Here is a 24,124-nt window from a genome sequence, read left to right on the forward strand (position 1 = left end):
GCTTACTCCTTGGCCTTGGCGGCAGCGGCCGGCTTCAGCACCGGGCGGTTCTGCCGGTCCACGGCGATCACCGGCTGGCCCGCCCGCAGCAGGTGGCCACCGGCGGCAACCACCCAGTCACCCGCGTTCACGCCGGACAGCACCGGCACGGTCTCGCTGCCAAACGCACCGGTGGTGACCGAGGCGGCCTTCAGCGTGCTGTTGGCCGGATCGACCACCCACACGCTGGCGGCACCGTTGGCACCGCGCTGCAGCGCGCCCAGCGGCAGCTGCAGGGTACCGTGGCGACCGGCGCTGCTGTAGACGCGTGCGCTCTGGCCCAGTTCGACATCGGCCAGCGCATCGGCGGCCAGGCTGACGCGGGTGGCATAGGTGCGTGCCTGCGGATCGGCGGCGGCGGCGATCTCGCGGATCGTACCGGGCAGGCGCTGGCCCGGGCGGTTCCACAGTTCCACCTCGACCGGCTGGCCGACCGCGTAGTCGCGGATGGTCGCCTCGGGCAGGTCGATCAGCACTTCGCGGCCGCCATCGGCGGCCAGGTTGAAGATGGTCTGGCCGGCGGACACCACCTGCCCGGCTTCGGCCTCGCGGCTGGCGATCACGCCATCGGCCGGCGCGCGCAGCTGCGCGTAGTCAGCCTGGTTGCGCAGCACATCGAGGTTGGCGCGGGCCGCATTGGCCTGGCCCTGCGCGGCCTTGAACGCCGCGGACTGCTGGTCCAGCTGCGAGCGGCTGACCAGTTGCTGGTCGGCCAGCACCTGGTAGCGCTTCAGGTCATCGCGGGCACGCACCAGGTCGGCCTCGGCCGCAGCCAGCTGCGCCTGTGAGGCACGGGCCTGCAGCGCGAAGTCAGCCACGTCCAGTTCGGCCAGCACGTCGCCCTTCTTCACCCGCTGGCCGGCATCGACGTGGCGCTTGACCAGGTTGCCTCCGACGCGGAACGACAGCGGGCTTTCCTGACGGGCACGCACCGTGCCCGGGAATGCCGCCGGCGCCTGTCCGGCCTGTTCGCCGGGGTGAACCACCAGTACCGGCACGGCCGCCTGCGGCGCCTGTTCCTGTCCCGAACAGGCTGCCAGCGCAGCCACCCACACCATACCGCCCATCCAGCGCACGATCTTCATCGGTCAACGTCCTGAAAACGCAGGGTTGCAACAAGGGGGAGCCGCGACTGCCGGCCCAATTTAATAAACCGGCCGGTATAGTATAAATATCGAACCGCTTGGTCTAGTATTGTTGCGATGAGTTCTTCCACTTCCCGCAAGCCGTCGGCCAAGCCCGCTGCCAAGGCCGCCGGACCCGGGCGCCCCAAGGATCTGGGCAAGCGCGCGGCGATCCTCGAAGCAGCCAAGGTACTGTTCATCGAACAGGGGTATACCGGCGTGAGCATGGACGCCATTGCCGCCCAGGCCGGCGTCTCGAAGCTGACCGTGTACAGCCACTTCGGCGACAAGGAGACCCTGTTCTCCGAGGCCGTGCAGTCAAAGTGCGTTGAAATGCTGCCCGATGCCCTGTTCGTGGCCGACGCGGACGGCCCGCTGCGCGACCAGCTGATCGGCATCGGCCTGGCCTTCTTCGAACTGATCACTTCCGATGCGGCGATCTCGATCCAGCGCATGATGATGGCGCCGGAGACCGACGAACGCCTGCGCGAGCTGTTCTGGAAGGCAGGACCGGAACGTACCTGCGAGGCCCTGGCTGACTTCCTGCGGGCACGCGCCGAGCGCGGCGAGCTGGAAATCACCGACTATTCGCTGGCTGGCGAGCAGTTCCTGACCCTGGTCAAGGGCGAAGTGCACATGCATATGATGTGCGGCATGCCACTGTCACCGGTGGAGTGCGACCCTCTTGCCCACGTGACCGCCAGCATCGACTTCTTCCTGCGCGCCTATGCGCCGCGAGGGGCCGGGACGGCTGAATAACCAAAACTGAACGAACCGGAGGTCGCGATGACTTCCGGCACTGCGACCCCGGCCACCCGGCAGCTGATGCTCTGGGCGCGCCGCCGGCCTCCGGCACCGGTAAAATGGCCGGCCCACTGCGCTGGATTTGAACCTCATGACGATTGATTACGCCCACGCCCGCGAACTGATGGTGGAACAGCAGATCCGTCCCTGGGACGTGCTGGACATCAAGGTGCTCGACGTCCTGGCCCGCCTGCCGCGCGAGGCTTTTGTCGCCGATGCACACCGGGCGCTGGCCTACGCCGATGTCGAACTGCCGATCGGCCACGGCCAGAAGATGATGAAGCCGGTCATCGAGGGCCGTACCCTGCAGGCACTGGATCTGCAGCCGGGTGACGAAGTGCTGGAAATCGGCACCGGCAGCGGCTTCCTGTCCGCCTGCATCGGCGCGCTGGCGCGCGACGTGCTGAGCCTGGAGATCGACCCGGAGCTGGCCGCCGCCGCGCGTGCCCGCCTGGACGCCTCCGGCCTGGGCACCAACGTCCGCGTGGAAGTGGCTGACGCCCTGTCCTGGCAGACCGAACGCCGCTTTGACGTGATCTGTGTCACTGGTGCGGTCGACGTGGTGCCGTCACAGTTCGCCTCGTGGCTGCGTCCGGGTGGTCGCCTGTTCGTGATCCACGGCCGCTCGCCGGCGATGGAGGCCCTGCTGGTCAAGGCCGACGGCAGCACCGAGTCCCTGTTCGAGACCGATATCGATTACCTGCGTGGTGCCGCCCCGGCCCCCCAGTTCCACCTCTGAGTCCAAGGAAGCCGCAATGATCCGCCGATCCCTCGCTGTTGCGCTGGCCACTGCCCTGCTGCCGTTGTCTGCCCATGCCGCCGACCTGCTGCAGGTCTACGAAATGGCACGCAACGGCGATCCGCAGCTGTCCGCCGCCGAATCGACCCGGCTGGTCGACAAGGAAGGCGCCGTGCAGGCGCGCGCCGCCCTGCTGCCGCAGATCAACGGCCAGGCCACGCTGAACCGCACGCGCAGCGAGCCGAACGCCGACATCAACTCCGGCTCGTTCACCAACAAGCGCCGCAATTACACGATCGATGGCAGCCAGACGCTGTTCAACTGGACCCAGATCAACAACCTGCGTTCGCAGCGTGAGCTGAGCAAGGCGGCGGACTTCACCCTCGAATCTGCCAACGACAGCCTGATCGTGCGCACCTCGGCGGCCTACTTCAACGTGCTGGTGGCGATCGAATCGCTGAACGCCGCACAGACCAATGAAGCGGCTGCGAAGAAGCAGTTCGACTTCGCCGACAAGCGCCTGGAAGTGGGCCTGGCGCCGATCACCGACGTGCACGAAGCACGCGCCCAGTACGACCAGGCGCGCGCCAACACCATCGTTGCGCAGAACACCCTGGCCGATAACTACCAGGCGCTGACCGAACTGACCGGCCAGCCGGTGACCAACCTGCGTGGGCTGCCGGCCGACTTCCGTCCGGAAGTGCCGGCCAACCGTGGCAACATCGACGAGCTGGTGCACCAGGCCACCACCCAGAATCCGGCGCTGAAGGCGCAGGAACTGAAGGTGAGCGCCGCCGAAGCCGGCGTGCAGGCCGCGCGTGGTGGCCACTACCCGACCCTGTCGCTGGGCGGCAGCTGGGGCAAGACCGCGACCTGGGGCGACAGCACCGGCTCCGGCTCGCTGTCCCCCGACGCCCGCACCAACAGCATCGGCCTGACCCTGAACGTGCCGATCTTCGCCGGCGGCGCTACCCAGTCCGGCGTGCGCCAGGCGCTGGCCCAGCGTGACATTGCCCAGGACGGCTACGAGCAGCAGAAGCGTGCCCTGGACCGCAACACCCGCAATGCGTACCAGACCCTGGTACAGGGCATCAGCGAAGTGGAAGCCCGCCGCCTGGCGGTGGTCTCGGCACAGAGCGCCTATGACGCCTCGCAGGTCGGCCTGGAAGTCGGCACCCGTACCGTGCTGGACGTGATCCAGAACCAGCGCATCCTGTTCTCGGCGCAGCTGGACTACGCCCAGGCCCGTTACACCTTCCTGCAGAACCGCCTGCTGCTGAGCCAGTCGCTGGGTGCGCTGGACGTGGCCGAGCTGCAGGACGTCAACCGCCTGCTGACCCAGGACGCGGGCAACCCGGCAACCACCACGCACTGAGTCGTCAGCCTGCCGGTCACGAAGAAGCCATCCGCGAGGGTGGCTTTTTTGTTGGTCGCGCGGACGGAAGCATGCACCCACCGACCGTCAGCCGGGCCAGACCCGCATCCGTTCGACTGCGGCCAGCAGACACAGTGCGATGGCGACGGGAGCCAGCACCGGCAGGGCGCGTGACCGCGGTGCCCGTCCGCGCAGCACGGCCACGCACACGGCCCCCATCACCAACAGGGTTGCCGGACCAGGCAGTACCGGCAGGCTGCCCATGGGCGCCCACAACGCCAGCAATGCCGCCGACAGGACGACGGCAACCGGCACCAGTCTCTCCAGGAACTCCAGGGATCGGTCACCTGCCGTCGGCCACAGCTGCATCGCCACCCGCGCAGCCAACATCAGCAGCACCAGGATGAGCGCCACCAACCCTGCCACTCCGGCCAGCGGCAGCAAGGGCATCGCCCAGTACAACTGCGGGTGATGCTGCAGGGCGACCGACAAAGGCCGCGTGCTGGCCAGGGCCGGAAATTCGACCAGGCCCGCCTGCAACGCGGCCAGTACGATCAGCAGCACCATGGCCAGCAGCACGCACGCCGGCAGCAGCGGCGGCCGTGCCCTCGCCTGCCTGCCGATGCCAGGAAATCCCATCGCCAGGCCAACGGTGGCGAACACACCGTACAGCGGCACGCTCGCCGCCAGTACACCGCCGATCCCGAAGCGATAGGGTGCCGTTGCCGGCGGCAGCCATGGAATCCAGTACGCGTAGTGCACATGGCGGGCTGCCAGCACCAGCAACAGCAGGCCGGCGCCGACCTTCACCGTCAGCAGCACGCAGGCAACCAGCACCACACGGTGTGGCCGCAGCGACCCGACCGCTGCAAGCAACAGCAGGCTGGCAGCAGCCATCAGTTGACCCGGCATCCCGTTGCTGGCCTCGATTCCACAACCAGCCAGCAGAACATGCAGATGGTTGGCGACGGACTGCGCAACGCCAGCGGCAGTCACCACCAGTTCCAGCAGCAGCGCGCCACCGAGCAGAACGGCCGGCACGCCTCCCCAGCAGTCCCGCACCACGCCATGCAGGCCATCGGCAGCGGGCCTTTGCTGGTTCAGAACGTGCAGGCAGTACAGCAGCGGCCCTGTGCCCAGCGCGGCCAGCAGCAGGCTCAGGACGATGGCCGGGCCTGCCTGGGCTGCGGTGTGCTGCCCGACCAGCGCGACCACGCCGCCTCCCAGCAGCAAGGTCAGTGCCACCACCACAAGGCGATCGCCGTACCCGGGCTCATCGATGCCGGGGCTGCTGTCGCTGTCCATCGCAAGTTCCCTTGATATCCGCCCAAGCGCGGTCGACAGCAGACTGACAGCCTGTGCCGGGAGGCGGTATCGGAATACGCGCCATGCGCATCACGATGTGACGGCAGGCACGTTGGCAAGGAAGCTCACGGTCCCGCTACGACAGATTCCAGGTCGCTAAGCAGAATTGACGCGGTCTTTCACGACAGTCACGTCGCGTGCGCCGGCCCTTCGGACTCAGCGGCAAGGCGGCGGCAGGTGCGGTCCGACCAGCGCCAGCGTACGCTGCAGGGCACCGCGTCCGTTGCTGATCAGCGTGCAGCCTGCCCGCGCCATGTCCTCGCGTGCCTGCGGATCTTCGAGCAGGTGCTGCAGCAGTTCGCCGACCGCCTGCACGTCTTCGCCGATCAACAGCGCGCCCGCCTCGCGCATGCGGCGGGAAATCTCCGAGAAGTTGTGCAGGTGCGGGCCCGTCACCGCAGCGGTGCCCATCGCCGCCGGCTCCAGCAGGTTGTGGCCACCGATCGGCTGCAGGCTTCCACCGACAAACGCCACCTGCGCGCAGGCATAGAAAGGCATCAGCTCGCCCAGGGTATCGATGACGAACACATCGGTTCCAACCTCCGGCCACTGCTTCGCGCGCCGGGTTGCCACGTTCCAGCCCTGCTCCCGCGCCAGCGCCTCCACCTTCGGGAAGCGCTCGGGATGCCGGGGCGCCCACAGCAGCAACAGGTCGGGGTGCTGCCGGCGCAGGCGACGATGCAGATCGATCACCGCCTGTTCTTCACCATCATGGGTACTGGCGGCGATCCACACCGGCCGCCGGGCCGGCACGCGGGCATGGAACTGCTCGACGAAGCCCTGCACGTCCGGCGTAGTGATGTCGAACTTCAGGTTGCCCAGCGCCTGCACCTGCTCCGGCGCGGCACCCAGCTGCACGAAACGCTCGGCATCGTCCTGCGACTGAGCGGCTACGCAGGTGACCGTGCGCAGTGCGCGGCGGATCAATGACGCCAGCAGCCGGTAGCCCCGCAGCGAACGCGCCGAGAGGCGCGCGTTGAGGATGTAGACCGGAATGCCACGGTCACGGCAGCCGAACAGCATGTTCGGCCACAGTTCGGTTTCCAGGATCAGCGCCAGGCTGGGCTGGAAGTGGCCGAGGAAGCGGTTGACGCTGCCGGGCACGTCATACGGCAGGTAGACGTGGTCCAGGGCGTCGCCCCACAGCGCACGCACGCGCTCGGAGCCGGTCGGGGTGATGGTGGTGATGACCCAGCGGATGTCCGGGCGCTCCTTGCGCAGCGCGTTCACCAGCGGCGCAGCGGCATTGACTTCGCCCACCGAGACCGCGTGCAGCCAGACCCGCGGTTGGCCGGTGGGCTGCGGATAGGAAGCATAGCGCTCATCCCAGCGCCGGAAGTATTCACGGACCCGGAAGCCGCGCCAGACCAGGTGGTACACGGTGATCGGCAGCAGGATGTAGAGCACGACCGAGTACAGGCCGCGCAGGATCCATTCGACAGGGTCTTTACGCATGCGGCAAGGATACGGGAGCCCCCCGGGAAAGACACGCGGCCGCCTTGGTAGAATGGGCCAATGTCCGATGCCACCACCGCCGTCCGCCCGTCGCTGCGCGATCCCCGCAACTGGCCGATGTTCGCCGCCATGCTGGGCGCCTTCGCCATCGCCCGCCTGCCGTGGATGCTGCAGCGTGCGCTGGGCCGGGGCGTCGGCTGGATCACCTGGCGCCTGCTGGGCAGCCGTCGCCGCGCCGCCGAGGTCAACCTGCAGCTGTGCTTCCCCGAGAAGGACGAGGCCTGGCGCCAGCGCCTGGTGCGCGACAGCTTCGATGCCCTGGGTGTGGGCGTGTTCGAGTGCATCCGCGCCTGGTGGGGCAGCATCGACAGCATCCGCCCGCAGGTGCAGATCGAAGGACTGGAACATCTACGGCAGATGCAGGCGGAAGGTCGTGGCGTGCTGCTGGTGTCCGGCCATTTCATGACCCTGGAAATGTGCGGGCGCCTGCTGTGCGACTACGTTGATCTTTCAGGCATGTACCGCAAGCACAAGAACCCGGTGTACGAGTGGGCGGTGAAGTTCGGCCGCCTGCGCTACGCCAAGGCAATGTTCGCCAATGAGGACATCCGCGCTACCGTGCGCCACCTGAAGAAGGGCGGCTTCCTCTGGTACGCGCCCGACCAGGACATGCGCGGCAAGGACACCGTGTTCGTGCCGTTCTTCGGCCACACCGCTTCGACCATCACCGCCACCCACCAGCTGGCGCGGATGACCGGCTGTGCGGTGATCCCGTATTTCCATCGCCGCGAAGGCGGGAAGTACTTCCTGAAGATCGGCGCGCCACTGGAGAATTTCCCCAGCGACGACGTGGAAGCCGATACCACGCGGGTCAACCAGGCCATCGAAGAGATGGTGCGCGAGGCGCCCGACCAGTACCTCTGGATCCATCGCCGATTCAAGCGGCAGCCGGGTGGCCGGAGCGCTTTCTACAAGTAACGCGGGGAGCGGATTGGCTCTATCCACGCATGGCGTGGATGCGCAGTTACTTCAGCGCCGGCGATTCATCCGCGTCGCGCGCCAGCAGGCTGCCGGCGAACAGCGCGGCCAGCAATACGGTCAGGCCACCCCAGAAGGCCGAATAGAACGCCAGATGGGTGTTCAGCGGGAACACGGTCACCGCCAGCGCCAGCATCGCCGGACGCGCGCGTTCGCGGGCCATTGCCGGCGCGTAGCGCCATGCGCGCCAGGCCTGGGCCACCGCCGCCAGCCACAGCAACAGACCAATCACTCCAGTCTCTGCGAGGATTTCCAGCACGATCTGATGGGCATGAAGCGCCGGGGCATTGCCCCACACGGCCGGCCCTTCCTCCGCCACGCAAGCGGGATAGGCATCGCGGAAACCGCGTGCACCCACGCCATTGATCGGGTGCTCTTCAATCATGCAGGCGGCGGCTTCCCAGATCCGCGCGCGCCCTGACAGGGCCTCGTCGACACCACGCTCGCCCCCATCCAGGGCCATGGCCGTACGCGCGAAGCGCTCGCGCAGCTGCGGCACGCTGGCGGTCAGCGCACCGGCGCCGAGCACCGCCACCAGCGCCAGCGCGGCCAGCCGTTTCCAGCCGAACTGGCGCACGCCGCTGTAGGCCAGCACCAGCGCGAAGGTGATCCACGAGGCGCGCGAACCGGCCAACAGCAGCACGCTGCCCAGCGCTGCCGCAGCCAGCAGCCAGCCCGTGTTGCCAAAGCGCCGCGCGGCGGGCAGCAGCAGGAACGGCGACAGGCTGGCCAGCACCTGGCCGAACTTCAGGTTGCACGGTCCCAGTGCGCCACTGAGGCGATCTGCCAGTGCGGCCTCGTCGGCCGGGCACAGTGCGTGGCCACTGACCGCCAGCTTCAGGTGTTCCAGCGACCAGAACCATGGGCTGGTGCCGGCCACCGCCTGCACCAGTGCATCCAGCGTCCATGCGCCGGTGATCAGTGCCAGCCCCGCGAAGGTCAGCCGCCGCCGCTCCGGCGTAGCCACCGCGATCGCCACCAGCCACATGAAGGGCAGATAGCGCAGGCCCGCAGCAGCCTTGGTCCACGAGGCCGCCGGATCGATCGCATCGAATGCGGAGAATGCCTGCGGCAGCCAGTAACCAAGGAACAGGATCGAAGTCAGTGCCCAGGCCGCCGTGCTCAACAGATGCGGGCGGCGCTGCAGGCGGCGCGTCACCATGCGCGCCGCCGCGTACAGCGCGCCCAGGCCCAACACGGTTTCGGCGATGCCTGGCAACGGCCACATCGCCACGTACGCCAGCACCCACCAGGGCGCCCAGCGCCCGGCGCGGTCGTCGCGCACGATGACGGCGGGGTCAGCCGGCGAGGTCGGCATAGAGGCGGAGGGTATCGCGCTGCATGGCCTGCAGGGTAAACGGGATGCGGGTCGGCAAGGACGGGGGCTGGGCCAGCAGGGCCAGCGCACGTTCACCCAATGCCCGCGCATCGCCGAGCGGCACGGCACCTGCGGGTTGCAGCTGCCGAAGCAGCTCACCAACGCCGCCATGGTCCCAACCCAGCACCGGCCGGCCCACCGACAACGCCTCGACCACGGTGCGGCCGAACGCTTCGGGCTTGTCCGACAGCTGCAGTACCAGGTCGCTGGCCGCGTAGGCCTGGGCGATGCGTGCGGTCGGCGTGCTGATGTGCACGGCCTCGGCCACGCCGAGCGCGGCCGCCTGCCGGCGCAGGTCGGCCACGTAGGCTTCACGGCCGGGTTCATCGGTGCCCAGCATCCACAACTGTGCCGGCACGCCGGCGGCGCGCACATCCGCCAGCAGCTGCAATGCGTGTGCGTGACCCTTCAGACGGGTGCCACGCCCCGGCAACAGCAGCAAGGGGCCTTCAACCTGCGCCAGCCATGGGTACTCTGCCGCAAGCGCCATCCGCGGACGGCGATCGGCACGCGCCACGCGCGGGAACTGGGCCACATCGACGCCACGCGGAATCACCTGCAATGCCTGTTCGGGCACGGTCGGGTAGTGGCGCTGCACGTAATCGCGCACGGTGTTGGACACGCAGATCACGCGTTCGCCGCTGGTCATCACCGCGCTGTAGCGGCTGGGCGAATTCAGCCCATGCACGGTGGTCACCCAGTGCGGGCGTTGCGCGGCAGGCAGGGCACGGATTGCGTACAGGCCCAGCCAGGCCGGCAGCCGCGAGCGGGCATGCACGATGTCCGCACCAACCTCGGCAAACAAGCGACGCAGGGTCGGCAAGTGGCGCAGGGTCAGCAGCGACTTGCGGCCAATGTCCAGGGTGAGGTGCTCGGCACCGCTGTCGAGCAGCGGCTGCACCAGGCGGCCACCGGCGGAAACCACCAGCGCGCGATGGCCGGCGGCGACCAGGGCCGCAGCGATTTCCAGGGTCGAGCGCTCGACGCCGCCGGAGTGCAGCGCCGGCAGCAACTGCACCACGGTCAATCGGCGCATCGAAGGGGCGGCCGCTTAGTCGGCCAGCACGAACACGGAACCGCAGTACGGGCACTGCGCTTCGCCATTGGGCTCGTCTTCGATCGGCAGGTACACGCGCGGATGCGAGTTCCACAGCGCCATTTCCGGGGTCGGGCAGCTCAGCGGCAGATCGCTGCGGTGCACGGTGTAGCGCTTCTCGGCGTTGGCGGGCGCAGTGGCGGTATGGCTCATGGCGGATGTCGATGAACGGGTTGCGAGGCCTGTGATTCTAGCATCCAGGCCGCCCCGACATTGCGCCGCAACGGGTCTTTGCGCGTACCGGGCCGATTCCCTGCGACCTTGCGTGCCACTTCGGGATGAGGTGCCGGCGGGAATTCCCGACCGATCCTGCAGATTCACCCCGGTAAACCACCGACAACGATATTTACCGCATTTGGATCGAACTAAATGGCACTTGTCAGGTTGCCACGGCTGTTGCAGGATCGGGCCAGGTCGTAACCCGGCCTGCCCCAATCCGACCCGATCGCATGGCCCGCCCCCACCGGACCGGCATCGCCTCTTCCACTGCCATCGCGGCGGGCGGAGCGATGCTGTCCGTGGTGTCCGCCGATGCGGGTTCTGCCCGCCGCCAGCCCTTCCGGGAGACCCTTGCATGACCCTGTCCGATCCACGCCGCGCCCTGCTTCCGCTCGCCCTGGCCCTGGCCTGTGCGACTACCGCGATGCCGGTGCTGGCACAGGGACTGCAGAGCTCGTTCGAGCCGGGCCAGCCGGCTCCGGAACCGGCCGCAGGCGCATTGCAGGTCATGATCGGCAATGGCCCCGCGGCGCCCTACGCCGCCAAGCGCAATGTCGGCTACAGCGGCCTGCACGCACTGCGCTACAGCAGTGAAGGTGGCAATGTGCGGCGCGAACTGTTCAAGGCGGACGTGACCATCGAGGCCGATACCACCCTGTCGTGGTTGGTGCTGCCGGAGATCGTCGGCAAGGACACCGTGGCTTCGACCTATGTGTCTCTGGACCTGCTGCTGGACGATGGCAGTCGGGTTTCGGCCGGCGCTGCGCGTGACCAGCATGGGGTGGCCCTCGGCGCCCGCGCGCAGGGCGACTCGAAGACGCTGTACCCGCAGCAATGGGCGCGCAAGGCGGTGCGGCTGGGCGATGTGCCCGCGCTGAAGGGCCGCCGCGTGGTGGCGATCGAACTGGAGGTGGCCAGTGCCGACGGCGCACCGGTCTCCGGCTGGATTGATGACGTTCGCCTGGACGCAGTGCCACGGCAGCAGCCAGCGCGCGTCTCCGACTGGGTGCTGACCACCCGCGGTACGCAGGCCAACGGCACCTTCTCGCGTGGCAACAATTTCCCTGCCACGGCGGTGCCGCACGGGTTCAACTTCTGGACCCCGGTCACCGATGCCGGTGCGCTGAACTGGCTGTACCGCTGGAACGAGCAGAACGACGCTCAGAACCGTCCGCAGCTGCAGGCGCTTGCGCTGAGCCATCAACCCAGCCCGTGGATGGGCGACCGCCAGACCTTCCAGGTGATGCCATCGGCCAGTCGTGGCGTGCCGGAGGCTGACCGCCGCAAACGTGCCCTGTCGTTCGACCGCAGCCACGAAAGCGCCCGCCCTTACCGCTACGACGTGCGCTTCGACAACGGCGTCGCGGCATCGATCGCGCCGACCGACCATGCCGCGCTGTTCCGCTTTGACTTCCCGGAGGGAGGCGACGCCAACCTGCTGTTCGACAACGTCGATGCCCGCGGTGGCCTGACTCTGGACGCCGCCACGCAGACGCTGTCCGGCTACACCGACACGCGCAGCGGCCTGTCCAACGGCGCCAGCCGCATGTACGTGGCAGCCAGCTTCGACAGACCCTGGCGCAGCAGCGGTCGCCTCGACACCGGCCGACCGACCGGTTACATCAAGTTCGATGCCGGCAGCGACCGGCGGGTGACCATGCGCATCGCCACTTCGCTGATCTCGGTGGAGCAGGCACGACACAACCTGGCGCTGGAAATCGCCGCCACCGATACGCTGGAGAGCGTGGCCGGCCGTGCGCAGGATGCATGGGACGCACGCCTGGCCCGCTTCGACATCGGCGATGCCAGCGACGACCAGAAGACCACGCTGTATTCCAGCCTGTACCGGCTGTTCCTGTACCCGAATTCCGGCCATGAAAACGTGGGCAGCGCCGCCGCACCGGAGTGGCGCTACGCCAACCAGGCCAGCGCCAGCGATGACAACACCGAGGGCAGCGCGACCCGCACCTTTGCCGCCGTGCGCGATGGCAAGGTGTTCGTCAACAATGGCTTCTGGGACACCTTCCGCACCACCTGGCCGGCCTACGCGCTGTTCACGCCCGACGATGCCGGGCAGATGGTGCAGGGTTTCATCGAGCAGTACCGCGCTGGCGGCTGGATCGCGCGCTGGTCGTCGCCGGGCTACGCGGACCTGATGGTCGGCACCAGCTCGGACGTGGCCTTCGCCGATGCGTGGCTGAAGGGCGTCGGCGGCTTCGATCCGGGCGAGGCCTACGCCGCCGCGCTGAAGAACGCGACCGTGGTACCACCCGACCGCCATGTCGGCCGCAAGGGCATGGACCGTTCGACCTTCCGGGGCTACGCCAGCGCCGACGTGCATGAGGGCATGTCGTGGACGATGGAAGGCGCACTCAATGACTTCGGCATCGCCAACATGGCCGATGCGCTGGCCAAGCGCGCGACCGCACCCGCCGCACGCGAGCGCTACAGCACCGAAGCCGACTACTTCCGCCACCGCGCTGCCAGCTACGCGACGATGTTCGACCCTGCCGCCGGCTTCTTCCAGGGCCGCAGGGCCGATGGCCGCTGGCGCGTGGACGCCAAGGACTACGACCCGCGCGTGTGGGGCCACGATTACACCGAATCCAACGGCTGGACCTTCGCCTTCACTGCCGCCCATGACGGCGAAGGCCTCGCCGCGCTGTACGGTGGCCGCGACAAGCTGGCGGCGAAGCTGGATACCTTCTTCGCCACGCCGGAAACCGCAGACCCGGCACTGGCCGGTTCCTACGGCGGCACCATCCACGAGATGACCGAAGCGCGCGACGTACGCATGGGCATGTACGCGCACAGCAACCAGCCGGCGCACCACATCCCGTGGATGTACCTGTATGCCGGGCAGCCGTGGAAGACCCAGCAGCACGTGCGCGAGATCCTGTCGCGGCTTTACGTCGGCAGCGAGATCGGCCAGGGCTATCCGGGCGATGAGGACAACGGCGAAACCTCGGCATGGTACGTGCTGGCCTCGCTGGGCCTGTACCCGCTGCGCATGGGCGCCCCGGAGTACGTGATCGGCTCGCCGGCCTTCGAACATGCACGAGTGGAGCTGCAGGGTGGCGCGGTGCTGACCGTGAACGCGGCCAACAACTCGCGCGAGAACGTCTACGTGCAGTCGCTGAAGATCAACGGCAAGCCGTGGACGAAGACCTGGGTGCCACACGACCTGATCGCCAAGGGCGCGACCCTCGACTTCGTGATGGGACCCCGTCCCTCGCGCTGGGGCAGCGGCGTGGACGATGTGCCGCGCTCGTTGACCGCGCGCGGCCAGCGCCCGCAGCTGCTGCACGACCTGCTCGGCAGCGGCGCGAAGGCGACGCTGGCCGATGGCCGCGCCCTGCCCGCACTGGTCGATGACGATGCGAGTACCACCGTGGGCCTGGGCGGCGGCGCAACCATCGCGCTGACCGGACTGAGCGACGGCACGCCGACGATGTACACGCTCACCAGCGGCGACGGCCGCATCCAGGGCGGTGAGTGGACGCTGGAGGCGCGCAACGGCGGCGGCAGCTGGACCGTGCTCGACCAGCGCAGCGGCGAAGACTTCGAATCCGCCCGCCAGACCCGTCCGTTCCGCATCGCCAGACCCGGCCGCTACAGCGAATACCGCCTGCGCCTGGCGGCACCGGCACGGCTGCCACTGGCGGAGATCGAACTGCTGGCGGCCGGCACCGTACAATGAGCGGCATGCGCTACCGTCTTCTGCCTCTGGCCCTTGTTGCCCTGTCCTTCTCAAGTTTCGGCCAGACCCAGGCGTTCGATACGCAGCTGACCCGCGACGGCGTGACGCTGAACTACCAGGACGCCCGTGGCGCCCTGGCCGCGCCGCAGCGCAAGCGGGTGATCGATACGTTCTTCTTCGCCTACCTGCGCGAACGCGCGGACTTCCACCCGGCCGCGCCGGCGATGGTGCGCATTGTGATCGATCCGGCCTACACCGGCATCGCCTTCGTCGGCGACAAGGACCAGGCAGCGACGATCACCATCAACCCAGGCTGGTTGGCGCAGCACCCGAACGACATCGACCTGGTCACCCATGAGGCGATGCACATCGTGCAGGGCTATCCAGGTTACGGCGATGCACGGGTGCCGGGCTGGCTGGTGGAAGGCATCGCCGACTACGCACGCGACCGCTACGGCATGGACAATGCCGCCGCAGGCTGGGTGCTGCCGGGCAAGGTCGAGAAGGGGCAGAATTTCGACAGCGGCTACCGGGTGACCGGCGCGTTCCTGAAATGGGCCGAGGCCGAGTATCCCGGCCTGGTGCTGGCGCTGGACAAGGCCCTGCGCGACGGCCGCTATACGCCGGCGCTGTGGCAGAAGCACACCGGCAAGGCACTGCCGGCGCTGTGGACGCAGTACGCCAAGCCGCGTTCGGATGCACCGCCGCCGGCACCAGCGCGCCGCGGCAAGCGGCGCTGACTGGGCGATCAACTGGGTATTGCGGCGACTGGGTAGAGTCGACTGTTGGTCGACTGCCTTTCGTACGGCCCCCGAAAACCCCGCGCTTCGCGCGATAGTCGACCAACGGTCGACTCTACCTCGCTGGCGTCTACGCCTCAGCGCGACTGCACGAAGCCGGCGTACAGCGCGAACAGCTGCTGGAAGTACCGCCGCGTCACTCGATTGCGCATGACACCCTCGCCCATGGAAAGTTGGTCGGGCCCAGGGTGGGAAGGCCGGTCCGGTCCCTTCCCACGGCCAGGCCGCGTGGACGTATTGGGCCGCAACGGCGTTGCAGGGACATGACCGGGTTGCGTAGCGCGTGTGGCAGCGGTGGGACCGGCATCGGGACCGGTAGAGTCGACTGCTAGTCGACTATCGCGCGATCGCGCGGGATTTTCGGCGTCCGAATCAAGAGCAGTCGACTAACAGTCGACTCTACCCGTTTCCGCTTTGCGGAAACAGAAACGCGCCCCGTGGGGCGCGTTTCTGCAGCTGTCGCTGAAAAGAAGGCTTACGCCTTCTTTTCCGCTTCCAGCTGCTTGCGAATCTGCGCATCCACCGCCGCAATGGCGGTCATGTTCAGGATCCTGCGCGAGGTCGCGCTGGTGGTCAGGATGTGCACCGGCTTGTTCACGCCCATCAGGATCGGGCCGATCGCCACGCCGTCGGTGAACACACGCACCAGGTTGTAGGCGATGTTGGCCGCTTCCAGGTTCGGCAGCACGAACAGGTTGGCGCGGCCCTGCAGGGTCGAGCCCGGCAGCAGCTTCTGGCGCAGCGCTTCATCCCACGCGGTGTCGCCCTGCATTTCGCCGTCCACGTTCAGACGCGGGTTGCGCTTGAGCAGCAGCTCGCGCACCTGGCGCATCTTCAGCGCGTCCTTGGAATCGTGGCTGCCGAAGTTGGAGTGCGACAGCAGCGCCACCTTCGGCTCGATGCCGAACAGCTTCATGCGGTAGGCCGCCTGCAGGGTCGCTTCGCACAGCTGCTCGGCGGTCGGGTCTTCCTGCACGTGGGTATCGACGAAGAAGAACACGCCCTGCTGGTTGATCACGCCGGTCATCGCAGAGGTCGAGGTGACCTTCGGCTCCAGCGGCAGCACGCTGCGCACGTAGCCCAGCTTCTTGTGGAAGCGGCCGACGATGCCGGTCAGCATCGCATCGGCTTCGCCACGGGCCACCATCACCGCCGCGATCAGGGTCGGTCGCGAACGCATCAGGTTCTTCGCCGCGGCCACGGTCACGCCACGACGGCCGGTCAGGCCGTGGTAGTACTGCCAGTATTCGTTGAAGCGCGGGTCGTCGTTGATGTTGGTGACTTCAACGTTCTCGCCGATCTTCAGGCGCAGGCCCAGGCGCTCGATGCGTGATTCGATCACTTCCGGTCGGCCGATCAGGATCGGGTGCGCCAGGCCGTCGTCAACCACGTTCTGCACCGCCTGCAGCACCACTTCCTCTTCGCCCTCGGCGTACACCACGCGCTGCTTGTCGCTGCGCGCGCGGTCGTAGACCGGCTTCATCATCAGGCTGGTGCGGTAGACGAACTGGGCCAGCTTGTCACGGTAGGCGCCCATGTCCTCGATCGGGCGCGAGGCCACGCCCGAGTCCATCGCGGCCTGGGCCACGGCGGCCGACAGCTCCACCAGCAGGCGGCGGTCGAACGGGCGCGGGATCAGGTATTCACGGCCGAAGCTCGGCGTCTCGCCACCGTAGGCCGAGCCCATGTCGGTGGCCGCACGACGTGCCAGCGCCGCGATGGCGCGCACGCAGGCGATCTTCATTTCCTCGTTGATCGCGGTGGCGCCCACGTCCAGCGCACCACGGAACAGGTACGGGAAGCACAGCACGTTGTTGACCTGGTTCGGGTAGTCCGAACGGCCGGTGCCGATGATCGCGTCCGGACGCGCGGCGCGCGCCACCTCCGGCATGATTTCCGGGGTCGGGTTGGCCAGCGCGAAGATCACAGGGTCCGGCGCCATGGTCTTAACCATGTCGGCAGTCAGGATGCCCGGTGCCGACAGGCCCAGGAAGATGTCCGCGCCGTCGACGATCTCGGCCAGAGTGCGCTTGTCGGTGTCGCGCGCATAGCGCTGCTTTTCCGGATCCAGGTCGGTACGACCGGTGTGGATCACGCCCTCGCGGTCGAAGGCCAGGATGTTTTCCGGCTTCAGGCCCAGCTGCACCAGCATGTTCACGCAGGAAATGCCGGCCGCGCCCATGCCCGTGGTCGCCAGCTTCACGTCTTCGATCTTCTTGCCGGTGATCGCCATGGCGTTGAGCACCGCCGCGCCGACGATGATCGCCGTGCCGTGCTGGTCGTCATGGAACACCGGGATCTTCATGCGCTCGCGCAGCTTGCGCTCGACCACGAAGCATTCCGGCGCCTTGATGTCTTCCAGGTTGATGCCGCCGAAGGTCGGCTCCAGCGAGGCGATGATGTCGACCAGCTTGTCCGGGTCGGTTTCATCCACTTCGATGTCGAACACATCGATGCCGGCGAACTTCTGGAACAGCACGCCCTTGCCTTCCATCACCGGCTTGCCGGCCAGCGCGCCGATGTTGCCCAGGCCCAGCACCGCGGTGCCGTTGGAGATCACCGCCACCAGGTTGCCGCGGGCGGTCAGCTCGCTGGCCTGCTGCGGGTCGGCCTTGATCGCTTCACAGGCGTACGCCACGCCCGGCGAATACGCCAGCGACAGGTCGCGCTGGGTCAGCATGGGCTTGGTAGCGGAAACCTTGATCTTTCCCGGCGGGGACATCCGGTGGTAATCGAGGGCGGCCTGTTTGAAATCTTCGTTGGACATCGATGTGGGTTACATGAATGGGCAGAAGGGACAGGGGATGATACCCCCGTTGGAGCGTCTGGACCTGTCGCTATCCTGTCGCAGGCATGCTGCGACTGCACAATTCCGTGCCGTATGCGACGGTACTGGGATGCCAGCATCGGCGCCCCCGATGACAGCCATGGGACGCCCTGAAACGCCGCGGGGCCGTACCACTGTCGTGATCGGCCCCGCGGTACCACACACCTGGGTCAGCCCTTGGCCGGCAGCGCCTCGGGCAGTGCGTCCACCGGCGGCGGCAGCTCGCTTTCGCGGCCATCCAGCGCCAGCTGCAGGCGGTTGCGGTCCAGCGCGCCTTCCCAGCGCGAAACCACCACGGTGGCCACCGCATTGCCGATGAAGTTGGTCAGCGAGCGGCATTCGCTCATGAAACGGTCCACGCCCAGGATCAGCGCCATGCCGGCCACCGGTACCTCCGGCACCACGGCAAGGGTGGCGGCCAGGGTGATGAAGCCGGCACCGGTGACGCCGGCCGCCCCCTTGGAGCTGAGCATGGCAACCAGCAGCAGGGCGATCTGGTGGCCCAGGGTCAGTTCGGTGTTGGTGGCCTGGGCAATGAACAGTGCCGCCAGGGTCATGTAGATGTTGGTGCCGTCCAGGTTGAACGAGTAGCCGGTCGGGACCACCAGGCCCACCACCGACTTGCTGCAACCGGCGCGTTCCATCTTCTCCATCAGCGACGGCAGCGCCGACTCCGACGAGGAAGTGCCCAGCACCAGCAGCAGCTCGGCCTTCAGGTAGCGCGCCAGCTTGAACACCGAGAAGCCGCACAGTCGGCAGACCACACCGAGGATCACCGCCACGAACAGGAACGCGGTGAGGTAGAACGAGCCCACCAGCCACGCCAGGTTGACCAGCGAACCGACGCCGTATTTGCCGATGGTGAAGGCGATGGCGCCGAAGGCACCGATCGGGGCGGCCTTCATCAGGATGTGCACCAGCTTGAACACCGGAGCGACCAGCGCCTCCAGGAAGTTCAGGATCGGCTTGCCCTTCTCGCCCACCGAGGCCAGCGCGATGCCGAACAGCACCGCGATGAACAGCACCTGCAGGATGTTGCCGTCGACGAAGGCGCTCACCAGCGTCTTCGGAATGATGTCCATCAGGAAACCGACCAGGGTCAGGTCGTGCGACTTCTCGACGTAGCTGTGCACCGCGGTCTGATCCAGCTCGGCCGGGTTGATGTTCATGCCGGCGCCGGGCTGTACCACGTGCGCCACGATCATGCCCACGATCAGTGCCAGCGTGGAGAAGAACAGGAAGTACGCCATTGCCTTGGCGAACACCCGGCCCACCGTGCGCAGGTGGGTCATGCTGGCGATGCCGGTGACGATGGTGAGGAAGATCACCGGCGCGATGATCATCTTCACCAGGTTGATGAAGGCATCGCCGAGCGGCTTCATCTTCTCGCCGATCAGCGGTTCGTAGTGGCCGAGGATGGCGCCCAGGACGATCGCCACGATCACCTGGAAATACAGCTGGCGATAGATCGGCAACGGCTTTGCAGGCGCCGGGGCTGCGGTCGGGATGTGCATGGCGGACTCCGGAAGGGGCGTTTTCAGGCACGTACGGCCCCGGGACAGCACGGGAACCGTTACCGTGGAAACTGATCGCAGGCCCTGTGCTGCATGCGCAGGAGGTGCGACCAATGGACGCCTTTGTACGCGCCGGGCACGCCGGCGCAGATAACCTATTGGTACTAGCCCCCCGGTTCAGGTGGCGGCGATGCCTACACTGGCGCCGCACCGCCCGATCCTGGGGAGGCCGGTGGCCCGTGCTGAACGGCCGGGCGCGTCATTGCGAAAGTTTCGGCCCCTGCGGCCGTTGTTGTCCTGTCCACACGCAATCTGAGAGAGCCGCACCCAACATGCGCCCGATTCCCACCTTGCTGGCCCTGTCGCTGGCCGCGCTTCCCGCCTTCGCTTCGGCTGCCGATTTCGACAACTGGCCGACCAAGTACGCCTTCGGCGACGGCACCGAGTTGGCCGCTACCGCCAACATCGCCTACGACTACAACGATTTCTCCTCGGGCAGCGGCCTGGAGGACGACGACGCCGTGCGCCGCAAGGAGTTCGGTGCGACGCTGAAGAAGAAGGGCGTCTACGACGCGATGGTCTACTACGACTTCCAGTCCGATACCTGGCTGGACGTGTTCGTGCGCTTCGAGAGCAAGGCCTTCTTCGGTCGCGACATCGGTCGCTTCCGCTTCGGCTACATGAAGACCCCGGTCGGCCTGGATGCGAACACCTCTTCGCGCGCCGGCAGCTTCCTGGAAACCGCACTGCCCGTGCAGGCCTTCTACGAAGGCCGCCGCACCGGCGTGGAATGGGTGCTGGAGCGCCCGCAGTACCTGCTGCAGGCCGGCGCCTATGGCGGCAAGGACCTGCAGGGTGACAACCCCGGCACCACCCAGGCAGTACGTGCGGTGTGGACCCCGGTGAAGGCGCCCGGTGACGTGATCCACCTGGGCCTGGCCTACTCGCAGGAAAATCCGCGCGGTTACAGCGATGGCCGTGACGTGCACCACGAGGCCAGCGCGCGCCTTCGCGCACGCCCGGAAGCCGGCCTGACCGACATCCGCTACGTCGATTCCGGCGCCCTGGTCACCGCCGACCAGATCCGCCGCACCGGCCTGGAAGGCATCTGGATCCGCGGCCCGTTCTCGCTGCAGGCCGAAGCCCTGCGCGCCACGGTCACCCGCCATGACGGCAAGCCCGACTACACCGGCAGCGGCCAGTATGCGATGGCCAGCTGGGTGCTGACCGGCGAGTCGCGCCCGTACAACGCAGGTGCCGTGGCCAACATCAAGCCGGCGCACGACTACGGCGCGGTGGAACTGGTGGCCCGTTACAGCCGCATGGACCTGGACGATGGCAGCATCCTTGGTGGCCGCCAGCACGACCTGACCCTGGGCGCGAACTGGTACCTGACCAGCCACTTCAAGTTCCAGGCCAACTACGTGAAGGTCGACGCCAGCCGTCGCGGTGTGCACAGCACGCCGGAGATCTTCGAGCTGCGCGCGCAGATGCACTTCTGACCCCTTCCACGTCAGATCCCGGCGGGCGTGCACGCCACGCCCGCCGGCCCTGCGTAGACTGCCGCCATGTACTGGCTCAGCCGCCATCGGATGCTGTTGCTGACCATCCTGGTGATGGTCGGTGGCACCGTGCTGTGTGCAGTCGCCGCCGGCCACTACGCCTGGCGGCGCGCCCTCGGCGAGGAAAGCAGCCAGGTGCAACGCCAGCTGCAGCTGTACGGCCAGGGCCTGCAGCAGCGCATCGACCGCTTCGGCACGTTGCCGCAGGTACTGGCGCTGGATCCGGATCTGCTGCACGCCCTGCGTGTGCCACCCTCGCCCACCGAACAGCAGCGGCTGAACCTCAAGCTGCAACGCGCCAATGAAGTCACCCGTGCCTCGACCCTGACCCTGGTCGGCCACGACGGCGTGGCAGTGGCGGCCAGCAACTGGGACCAGCCGACCAGCAACGTCGGCGAGAACTACAGCTACCGCCCCTACTACCGGCAGGCGCTGGCGCAGGGCCGCGGCCGCTTCTACGGCATCGGCATGACCACCGGCGTACCCGGCTACTACCTGTCGCAGGCCATCGAGGAAGACGGCAAGCGGCTCGGCGTGGTGGTGATCAAGGTCGAGCTGTCGGCGCTGGAGCAGGAATGGTTGAGCAGCCCGGACGTGGTGCTGGCCAGCGACGACCATGACGTGGTGTTCCTGGCCAACCGTGACAGCTGGCGCTACCGCCTGCTGCGCCCGCTGGGCGCCGATGAGCGCCGCGAAATGCTGGACGCCCGCCAATACGCCGACCGCGCGCTGCAGCCATTGCGCGCGCGTACTGAAGACGTGCTTGCCGATGGTGGCCGCATGGTGCGCCTGCTCGATCCCGCGCTGCCGCAGCCGATGCTGTGGCAAAGCCTGCCGCTGCCCGCCGAAGGCTGGAACCTGCATCTGCTGCACGACGCCAGCGCCGCCACCGCCGCCGGTCGCGCGGCCGCCCTCACCGGCGGTGCCGCGTGGCTGGCGCTGGGCTTCCTGGTGCTGTTCGTGCAGCAGCGCCGACGCCTGGCCAAGCATCGCCTGCGAAGCCGCCGCGAACTGGAAACCCTGCTCAAGCAGCACGCACAGGAACTGCGCACCGCACAGGATGGCCTGCTGCAGGCGGCCACCGACGCCGACAGCGGACTCAGCCGCAGCCTCGAACACCTGCCGCAGGGCGTAGTGGTGATCGACCGCGAACTGCGCCTGGTCGCGTGGAACTCGCGCTACCTGGAACTGTTCCGTTTCCCACAGGACCTGGTTCGCGTCGGCCGGCCGATCGAGGAACTGTTCCGCTTCAACGCACGCCGTGGCCTGCTCGGTCCGGGCCCGGTCGATGAAGCAATCGAGCGCCGCCTGAACCACCTGCGCAGCGGCCGCCCGCACATGCGCGAGAGCGAGAAGGACGACGGCACGGTGCTGGAGATCCGTGGCAATCCGCTGCCTGACGGCGGCTTCGTCACCAGCTATGCCGACATCACCAGCTACAAGAACGCCGCGCGCGAACTTCGCTCGCTGGCCGATGCGCTGGAGCACCGCATCGCCGAGCGCACCCATGATCTGGAAGAAGCACGCCGCGAAGCCGAGCAGGCCAACCGCTACAAGACCCGTTTCGTTGCCTCGGCCGTGCACGACCTGCTGCAGCCCCTCAACGCGGCGCGCATGTTCGTCTCGGTGCTGCGCGGCAAGCTGAGTGACCCGGCGCAGCAACAGACCAGCGACCACATCGATGCTGCATTGGCCGCGCAGGATGCGATCCTCAACAGCCTGCTGGATATCGCGCGCCTGGAATCGGGCAGCCTGCCCACGCGCGTACAGGCGTTCCGGCTCGGGCCTTTGCTGCAGACGCTGGCACGCGAGTTCGGCATCGCCGCGCAGTCACGCGGGCTGGCGGTCGACTGGGTCGATACCGCTGCGGTGGTGGTCAGCGATGAAGCGCTGCTGCGCCGCATCCTGCAGAACTTCCTGTCCAACGCATTGCGCTACAGCGAACGCGGCCGCGTGCTGCTCGGCTGCCGTCGCCGCGACGGACTGCTGTGGATCGAAGTGCATGACCAGGGCCCAGGCATTCCCGATGCGCTGCAGGGCGAGATCTTCGAGGAATTCCGCCGCCTGCATGACGGCCAGCAGCGCGGCGCCGGCCTTGGCCTGGCGATCGTCGACCGCATCGGCCGCCTGCTCGGCCACCCGATCCGGCTGCGCTCGCAGCTGGGCCAGGGCAGCGTGTTCGCGGTTGGCGTGCCTTTCGGCGACGCCAGCGCGATTCCAGCCACCGCGCCAGCCCCGGTACTGGCGCAGGAACCGGCGGCGGACAATCCACTGCGCGGGCGCCGTGTGTGGGTGATCGATGACGATCCGCACGTCTGCGCGGCCAGCCGCGCGCTGCTGGAACGCTGGGGCTGCGAGGTGATGCTGGCCGATGGCCCGCAGGCGGCGCTGCAGCTGGCGGCAACAGGCGCGGTGCCGGAGCTGGTGCTGCTGGATGTGCGCATGGGCGATCACCACGGGCCGGTGCTGTACGAGACGCTGGCCGAGTTGTGGCAGGCCCGTCCGCCGGTGGTGCTGGTCACCGCCGAGCGCGATGCGGGATTGCGTGAGATGGCCGGCGAGCGCGGTTGGGGAATGATGGCCAAGCCGGTGAAGCCGCCGGCGCTGCGGGCGTTGATGAGCCAGTTGTTGATCCGGCATCGCGGGTAGTTTCCAGCCAACGGCGCAGCCCCTCGTGGGTGGTCGCACAAAGCAGTTCATCGGTGGGGCCGGGCAGATGGGCTGCACAGGGGCCGCTGCAAGTACGTCCCTGTAAGCTCGGTCGCCGCATCCATGCGGCTCACGCCCCTGTGCAGCCCATCTGCCCGGCCACGGACACGTTACGTGCGCGTCCACCCTCGGAGAAGAAAAAAGATCAAAAGCGAGTCGCGCGCTGCGCTTGCTCGTGTAGAGCCGAGCCCATGCTCGGCCTCACGGACGGGCCGGAAAGCAGCCGAGCGTGGGCTCGGCTCTACGAAAAATGGCCTGCCAGGCTGCCTTTGCTTTTGATCTTCTTTTCTCTTCCGTGGGTGACAGGCCACCGAAATCTGTCAGAGGTCGGTCGGGTTGGGTGCGCGGGGGTGTCAGCCGCATGGATGCGGCTGCCAAGC

The 24,124-nt window shown here is 67.7% G+C and carries 16 protein-coding genes; 8 read left to right on the top strand and 8 right to left on the bottom strand.

Going from position 1 to position 24,124, the window contains the following annotated elements:
- Positions 1 to 2: 2 nt before the first annotated feature.
- Entirely contained in the window at positions 3 to 1,124 is a 1,122-nt protein-coding gene (locus AC5P8Y_RS16915; protein WP_033835639.1) for an efflux RND transporter periplasmic adaptor subunit, read from the bottom strand.
- A gap of 117 nt (positions 1,125 to 1,241) precedes the next feature.
- On the opposite strand from AC5P8Y_RS16915, the gene AC5P8Y_RS16920 reads away from it, so the two are divergent.
- The 3 genes from AC5P8Y_RS16920 to AC5P8Y_RS16930 all read left to right on the top strand — a co-directional run bounded on the left by AC5P8Y_RS16920 (position 1,242) and on the right by AC5P8Y_RS16930 (position 4,081).
- Positions 1,242 to 1,922, top strand: a complete 681-nt coding sequence (locus AC5P8Y_RS16920) for a TetR/AcrR family transcriptional regulator (RefSeq protein ID WP_033835640.1) — start codon at positions 1,242 to 1,244, stop codon at positions 1,920 to 1,922.
- A gap of 136 nt (positions 1,923 to 2,058) precedes the next feature.
- On the top strand, positions 2,059 to 2,706 hold the full coding sequence (locus tag AC5P8Y_RS16925) for a protein-L-isoaspartate O-methyltransferase family protein (RefSeq protein ID WP_005414414.1): 648 nt from the start codon (positions 2,059 to 2,061) through the stop codon (positions 2,704 to 2,706).
- A 16-nt stretch (positions 2,707 to 2,722) separates the two neighbouring features.
- On the top strand, positions 2,723 to 4,081 hold the full coding sequence (locus AC5P8Y_RS16930) for a TolC family outer membrane protein (protein ID WP_033835642.1): 1,359 nt from the start codon (positions 2,723 to 2,725) through the stop codon (positions 4,079 to 4,081).
- 87 nt (positions 4,082 to 4,168) lie between these two features.
- Here the strand turns inward: AC5P8Y_RS16930 and AC5P8Y_RS16935 are convergent, their stop codons facing one another.
- The gene (locus AC5P8Y_RS16935) at positions 4,169 to 5,386 is read right to left on the bottom strand and encodes a hypothetical protein (RefSeq protein ID WP_033835643.1); all 1,218 of its coding nucleotides are present in this window, start codon (positions 5,384 to 5,386) and stop codon (positions 4,169 to 4,171) included.
- A 216-nt stretch (positions 5,387 to 5,602) separates the two neighbouring features.
- Complete coding sequence (gene waaA, locus AC5P8Y_RS16940) at positions 5,603 to 6,901, bottom strand: lipid IV(A) 3-deoxy-D-manno-octulosonic acid transferase (protein WP_049403581.1); 1,299 nt, start codon at positions 6,899 to 6,901, stop codon at positions 5,603 to 5,605.
- 60 nt (positions 6,902 to 6,961) lie between these two features.
- Between waaA and AC5P8Y_RS16945 the strand changes: the two genes are divergently transcribed.
- Positions 6,962 to 7,879, top strand: coding sequence for an LpxL/LpxP family Kdo(2)-lipid IV(A) lauroyl/palmitoleoyl acyltransferase (locus AC5P8Y_RS16945; RefSeq protein WP_033835645.1), 918 nt, complete (start codon positions 6,962 to 6,964; stop codon positions 7,877 to 7,879).
- Positions 7,880 to 7,925: 46 nt separating this feature from the next.
- Here AC5P8Y_RS16945 and AC5P8Y_RS16950 read toward each other — a convergent pair whose 3' ends face one another.
- The 3 genes from AC5P8Y_RS16950 to AC5P8Y_RS16960 are packed head-to-tail and all read right to left on the bottom strand — an operon-like array spanning position 7,926 to position 10,566.
- Positions 7,926 to 9,257 carry an O-antigen ligase family protein gene (locus AC5P8Y_RS16950; protein ID WP_033835646.1) on the bottom strand — a complete coding sequence of 444 codons (1,332 nt, stop codon included), beginning with the start codon at positions 9,255 to 9,257 and terminating at the stop codon, positions 7,926 to 7,928.
- The gene (locus tag AC5P8Y_RS16955; protein WP_033835647.1) at positions 9,238 to 10,353 is read right to left on the bottom strand and encodes a glycosyltransferase; all 1,116 of its coding nucleotides are present in this window, start codon (positions 10,351 to 10,353) and stop codon (positions 9,238 to 9,240) included. The genes AC5P8Y_RS16950 and AC5P8Y_RS16955 overlap by 20 nt, the downstream gene beginning before the upstream one ends.
- A 15-nt stretch (positions 10,354 to 10,368) precedes the next feature.
- Complete coding sequence (locus AC5P8Y_RS16960) at positions 10,369 to 10,566, bottom strand: zinc-finger domain-containing protein (RefSeq protein WP_005410967.1); 198 nt, start codon at positions 10,564 to 10,566, stop codon at positions 10,369 to 10,371.
- Between the two features lie 421 nt (positions 10,567 to 10,987).
- On the opposite strand from AC5P8Y_RS16960, the gene AC5P8Y_RS16965 reads away from it, so the two are divergent.
- Together AC5P8Y_RS16965 and AC5P8Y_RS16970 are read left to right on the top strand one after the other, a co-directional pair.
- Positions 10,988 to 14,332, top strand: coding sequence for a GH92 family glycosyl hydrolase (locus tag AC5P8Y_RS16965; protein ID WP_111108851.1), 3,345 nt, complete (start codon positions 10,988 to 10,990; stop codon positions 14,330 to 14,332).
- Complete coding sequence (locus AC5P8Y_RS16970; RefSeq protein WP_005410969.1) at positions 14,329 to 15,072, top strand: basic secretory protein-like protein; 744 nt, start codon at positions 14,329 to 14,331, stop codon at positions 15,070 to 15,072. Before AC5P8Y_RS16965 ends, AC5P8Y_RS16970 begins: the two co-directional genes overlap by 4 nt.
- Before the next feature lie 535 nt (positions 15,073 to 15,607).
- Here the strand turns inward: AC5P8Y_RS16970 and AC5P8Y_RS16975 are convergent.
- Positions 15,608 to 17,899 carry an NADP-dependent malic enzyme gene (locus AC5P8Y_RS16975; protein WP_005410971.1) on the bottom strand — a complete coding sequence of 764 codons (2,292 nt, stop codon included), beginning with the start codon at positions 17,897 to 17,899 and terminating at the stop codon, positions 15,608 to 15,610.
- A gap of 230 nt (positions 17,900 to 18,129) precedes the next feature.
- A complete protein-coding gene (locus AC5P8Y_RS16980; RefSeq protein WP_005410972.1) occupies positions 18,130 to 19,473 on the bottom strand; it encodes a dicarboxylate/amino acid:cation symporter in 1,344 nt (447 codons plus the stop codon).
- A gap of 332 nt (positions 19,474 to 19,805) precedes the next feature.
- Here AC5P8Y_RS16980 and AC5P8Y_RS16985 point away from each other — a divergent pair, with 332 nt between their 5' ends.
- A complete protein-coding gene (locus AC5P8Y_RS16985; RefSeq protein WP_005414426.1) occupies positions 19,806 to 20,975 on the top strand; it encodes an OprO/OprP family phosphate-selective porin in 1,170 nt (389 codons plus the stop codon).
- Between the two features lie 66 nt (positions 20,976 to 21,041).
- Positions 21,042 to 23,684, top strand: a complete 2,643-nt coding sequence (locus AC5P8Y_RS16990; protein ID WP_111187834.1) for a hybrid sensor histidine kinase/response regulator — start codon at positions 21,042 to 21,044, stop codon at positions 23,682 to 23,684.
- Positions 23,685 to 24,124: the final 440 nt, after the last annotated feature.

This window comes from Stenotrophomonas sp. YJH_SMC_12-1 (assembly GCF_059370935.1).

What these genes read in the sequence shown, in the direction of transcription:
- AC5P8Y_RS16975 (WP_005410971.1), bottom strand. Translation starts at nt 17,899, where the DNA reads ATGTCCAACGAAGATTTCAAACAGGCCGCCCTCGATTACCACCGGATG.
- AC5P8Y_RS16970 (WP_005410969.1), top strand. Translation starts at nt 14,329, where the DNA reads ATGAGCGGCATGCGCTACCGTCTTCTGCCTCTGGCCCTTGTTGCCCTG.
- AC5P8Y_RS16920 (WP_033835640.1), top strand. Translation starts at nt 1,242, where the DNA reads ATGAGTTCTTCCACTTCCCGCAAGCCGTCGGCCAAGCCCGCTGCCAAG.
- AC5P8Y_RS16965 (WP_111108851.1), top strand. Translation starts at nt 10,988, where the DNA reads ATGACCCTGTCCGATCCACGCCGCGCCCTGCTTCCGCTCGCCCTGGCC.
- AC5P8Y_RS16990 (WP_111187834.1), top strand. Translation starts at nt 21,042, where the DNA reads ATGTACTGGCTCAGCCGCCATCGGATGCTGTTGCTGACCATCCTGGTG.
- AC5P8Y_RS16985 (WP_005414426.1), top strand. Translation starts at nt 19,806, where the DNA reads ATGCGCCCGATTCCCACCTTGCTGGCCCTGTCGCTGGCCGCGCTTCCC.
- AC5P8Y_RS16960 (WP_005410967.1), bottom strand. Translation starts at nt 10,566, where the DNA reads ATGAGCCATACCGCCACTGCGCCCGCCAACGCCGAGAAGCGCTACACC.
- AC5P8Y_RS16950 (WP_033835646.1), bottom strand. Translation starts at nt 9,257, where the DNA reads ATGCCGACCTCGCCGGCTGACCCCGCCGTCATCGTGCGCGACGACCGC.
- AC5P8Y_RS16935 (WP_033835643.1), bottom strand. Translation starts at nt 5,386, where the DNA reads ATGGACAGCGACAGCAGCCCCGGCATCGATGAGCCCGGGTACGGCGAT.
- waaA (WP_049403581.1), bottom strand. Translation starts at nt 6,901, where the DNA reads ATGCGTAAAGACCCTGTCGAATGGATCCTGCGCGGCCTGTACTCGGTC.
- AC5P8Y_RS16980 (WP_005410972.1), bottom strand. Translation starts at nt 19,473, where the DNA reads ATGCACATCCCGACCGCAGCCCCGGCGCCTGCAAAGCCGTTGCCGATC.
- AC5P8Y_RS16945 (WP_033835645.1), top strand. Translation starts at nt 6,962, where the DNA reads ATGTCCGATGCCACCACCGCCGTCCGCCCGTCGCTGCGCGATCCCCGC.
- AC5P8Y_RS16915 (WP_033835639.1), bottom strand. Translation starts at nt 1,124, where the DNA reads ATGAAGATCGTGCGCTGGATGGGCGGTATGGTGTGGGTGGCTGCGCTG.
- AC5P8Y_RS16930 (WP_033835642.1), top strand. Translation starts at nt 2,723, where the DNA reads ATGATCCGCCGATCCCTCGCTGTTGCGCTGGCCACTGCCCTGCTGCCG.
- AC5P8Y_RS16955 (WP_033835647.1), bottom strand. Translation starts at nt 10,353, where the DNA reads ATGCGCCGATTGACCGTGGTGCAGTTGCTGCCGGCGCTGCACTCCGGC.
- AC5P8Y_RS16925 (WP_005414414.1), top strand. Translation starts at nt 2,059, where the DNA reads ATGACGATTGATTACGCCCACGCCCGCGAACTGATGGTGGAACAGCAG.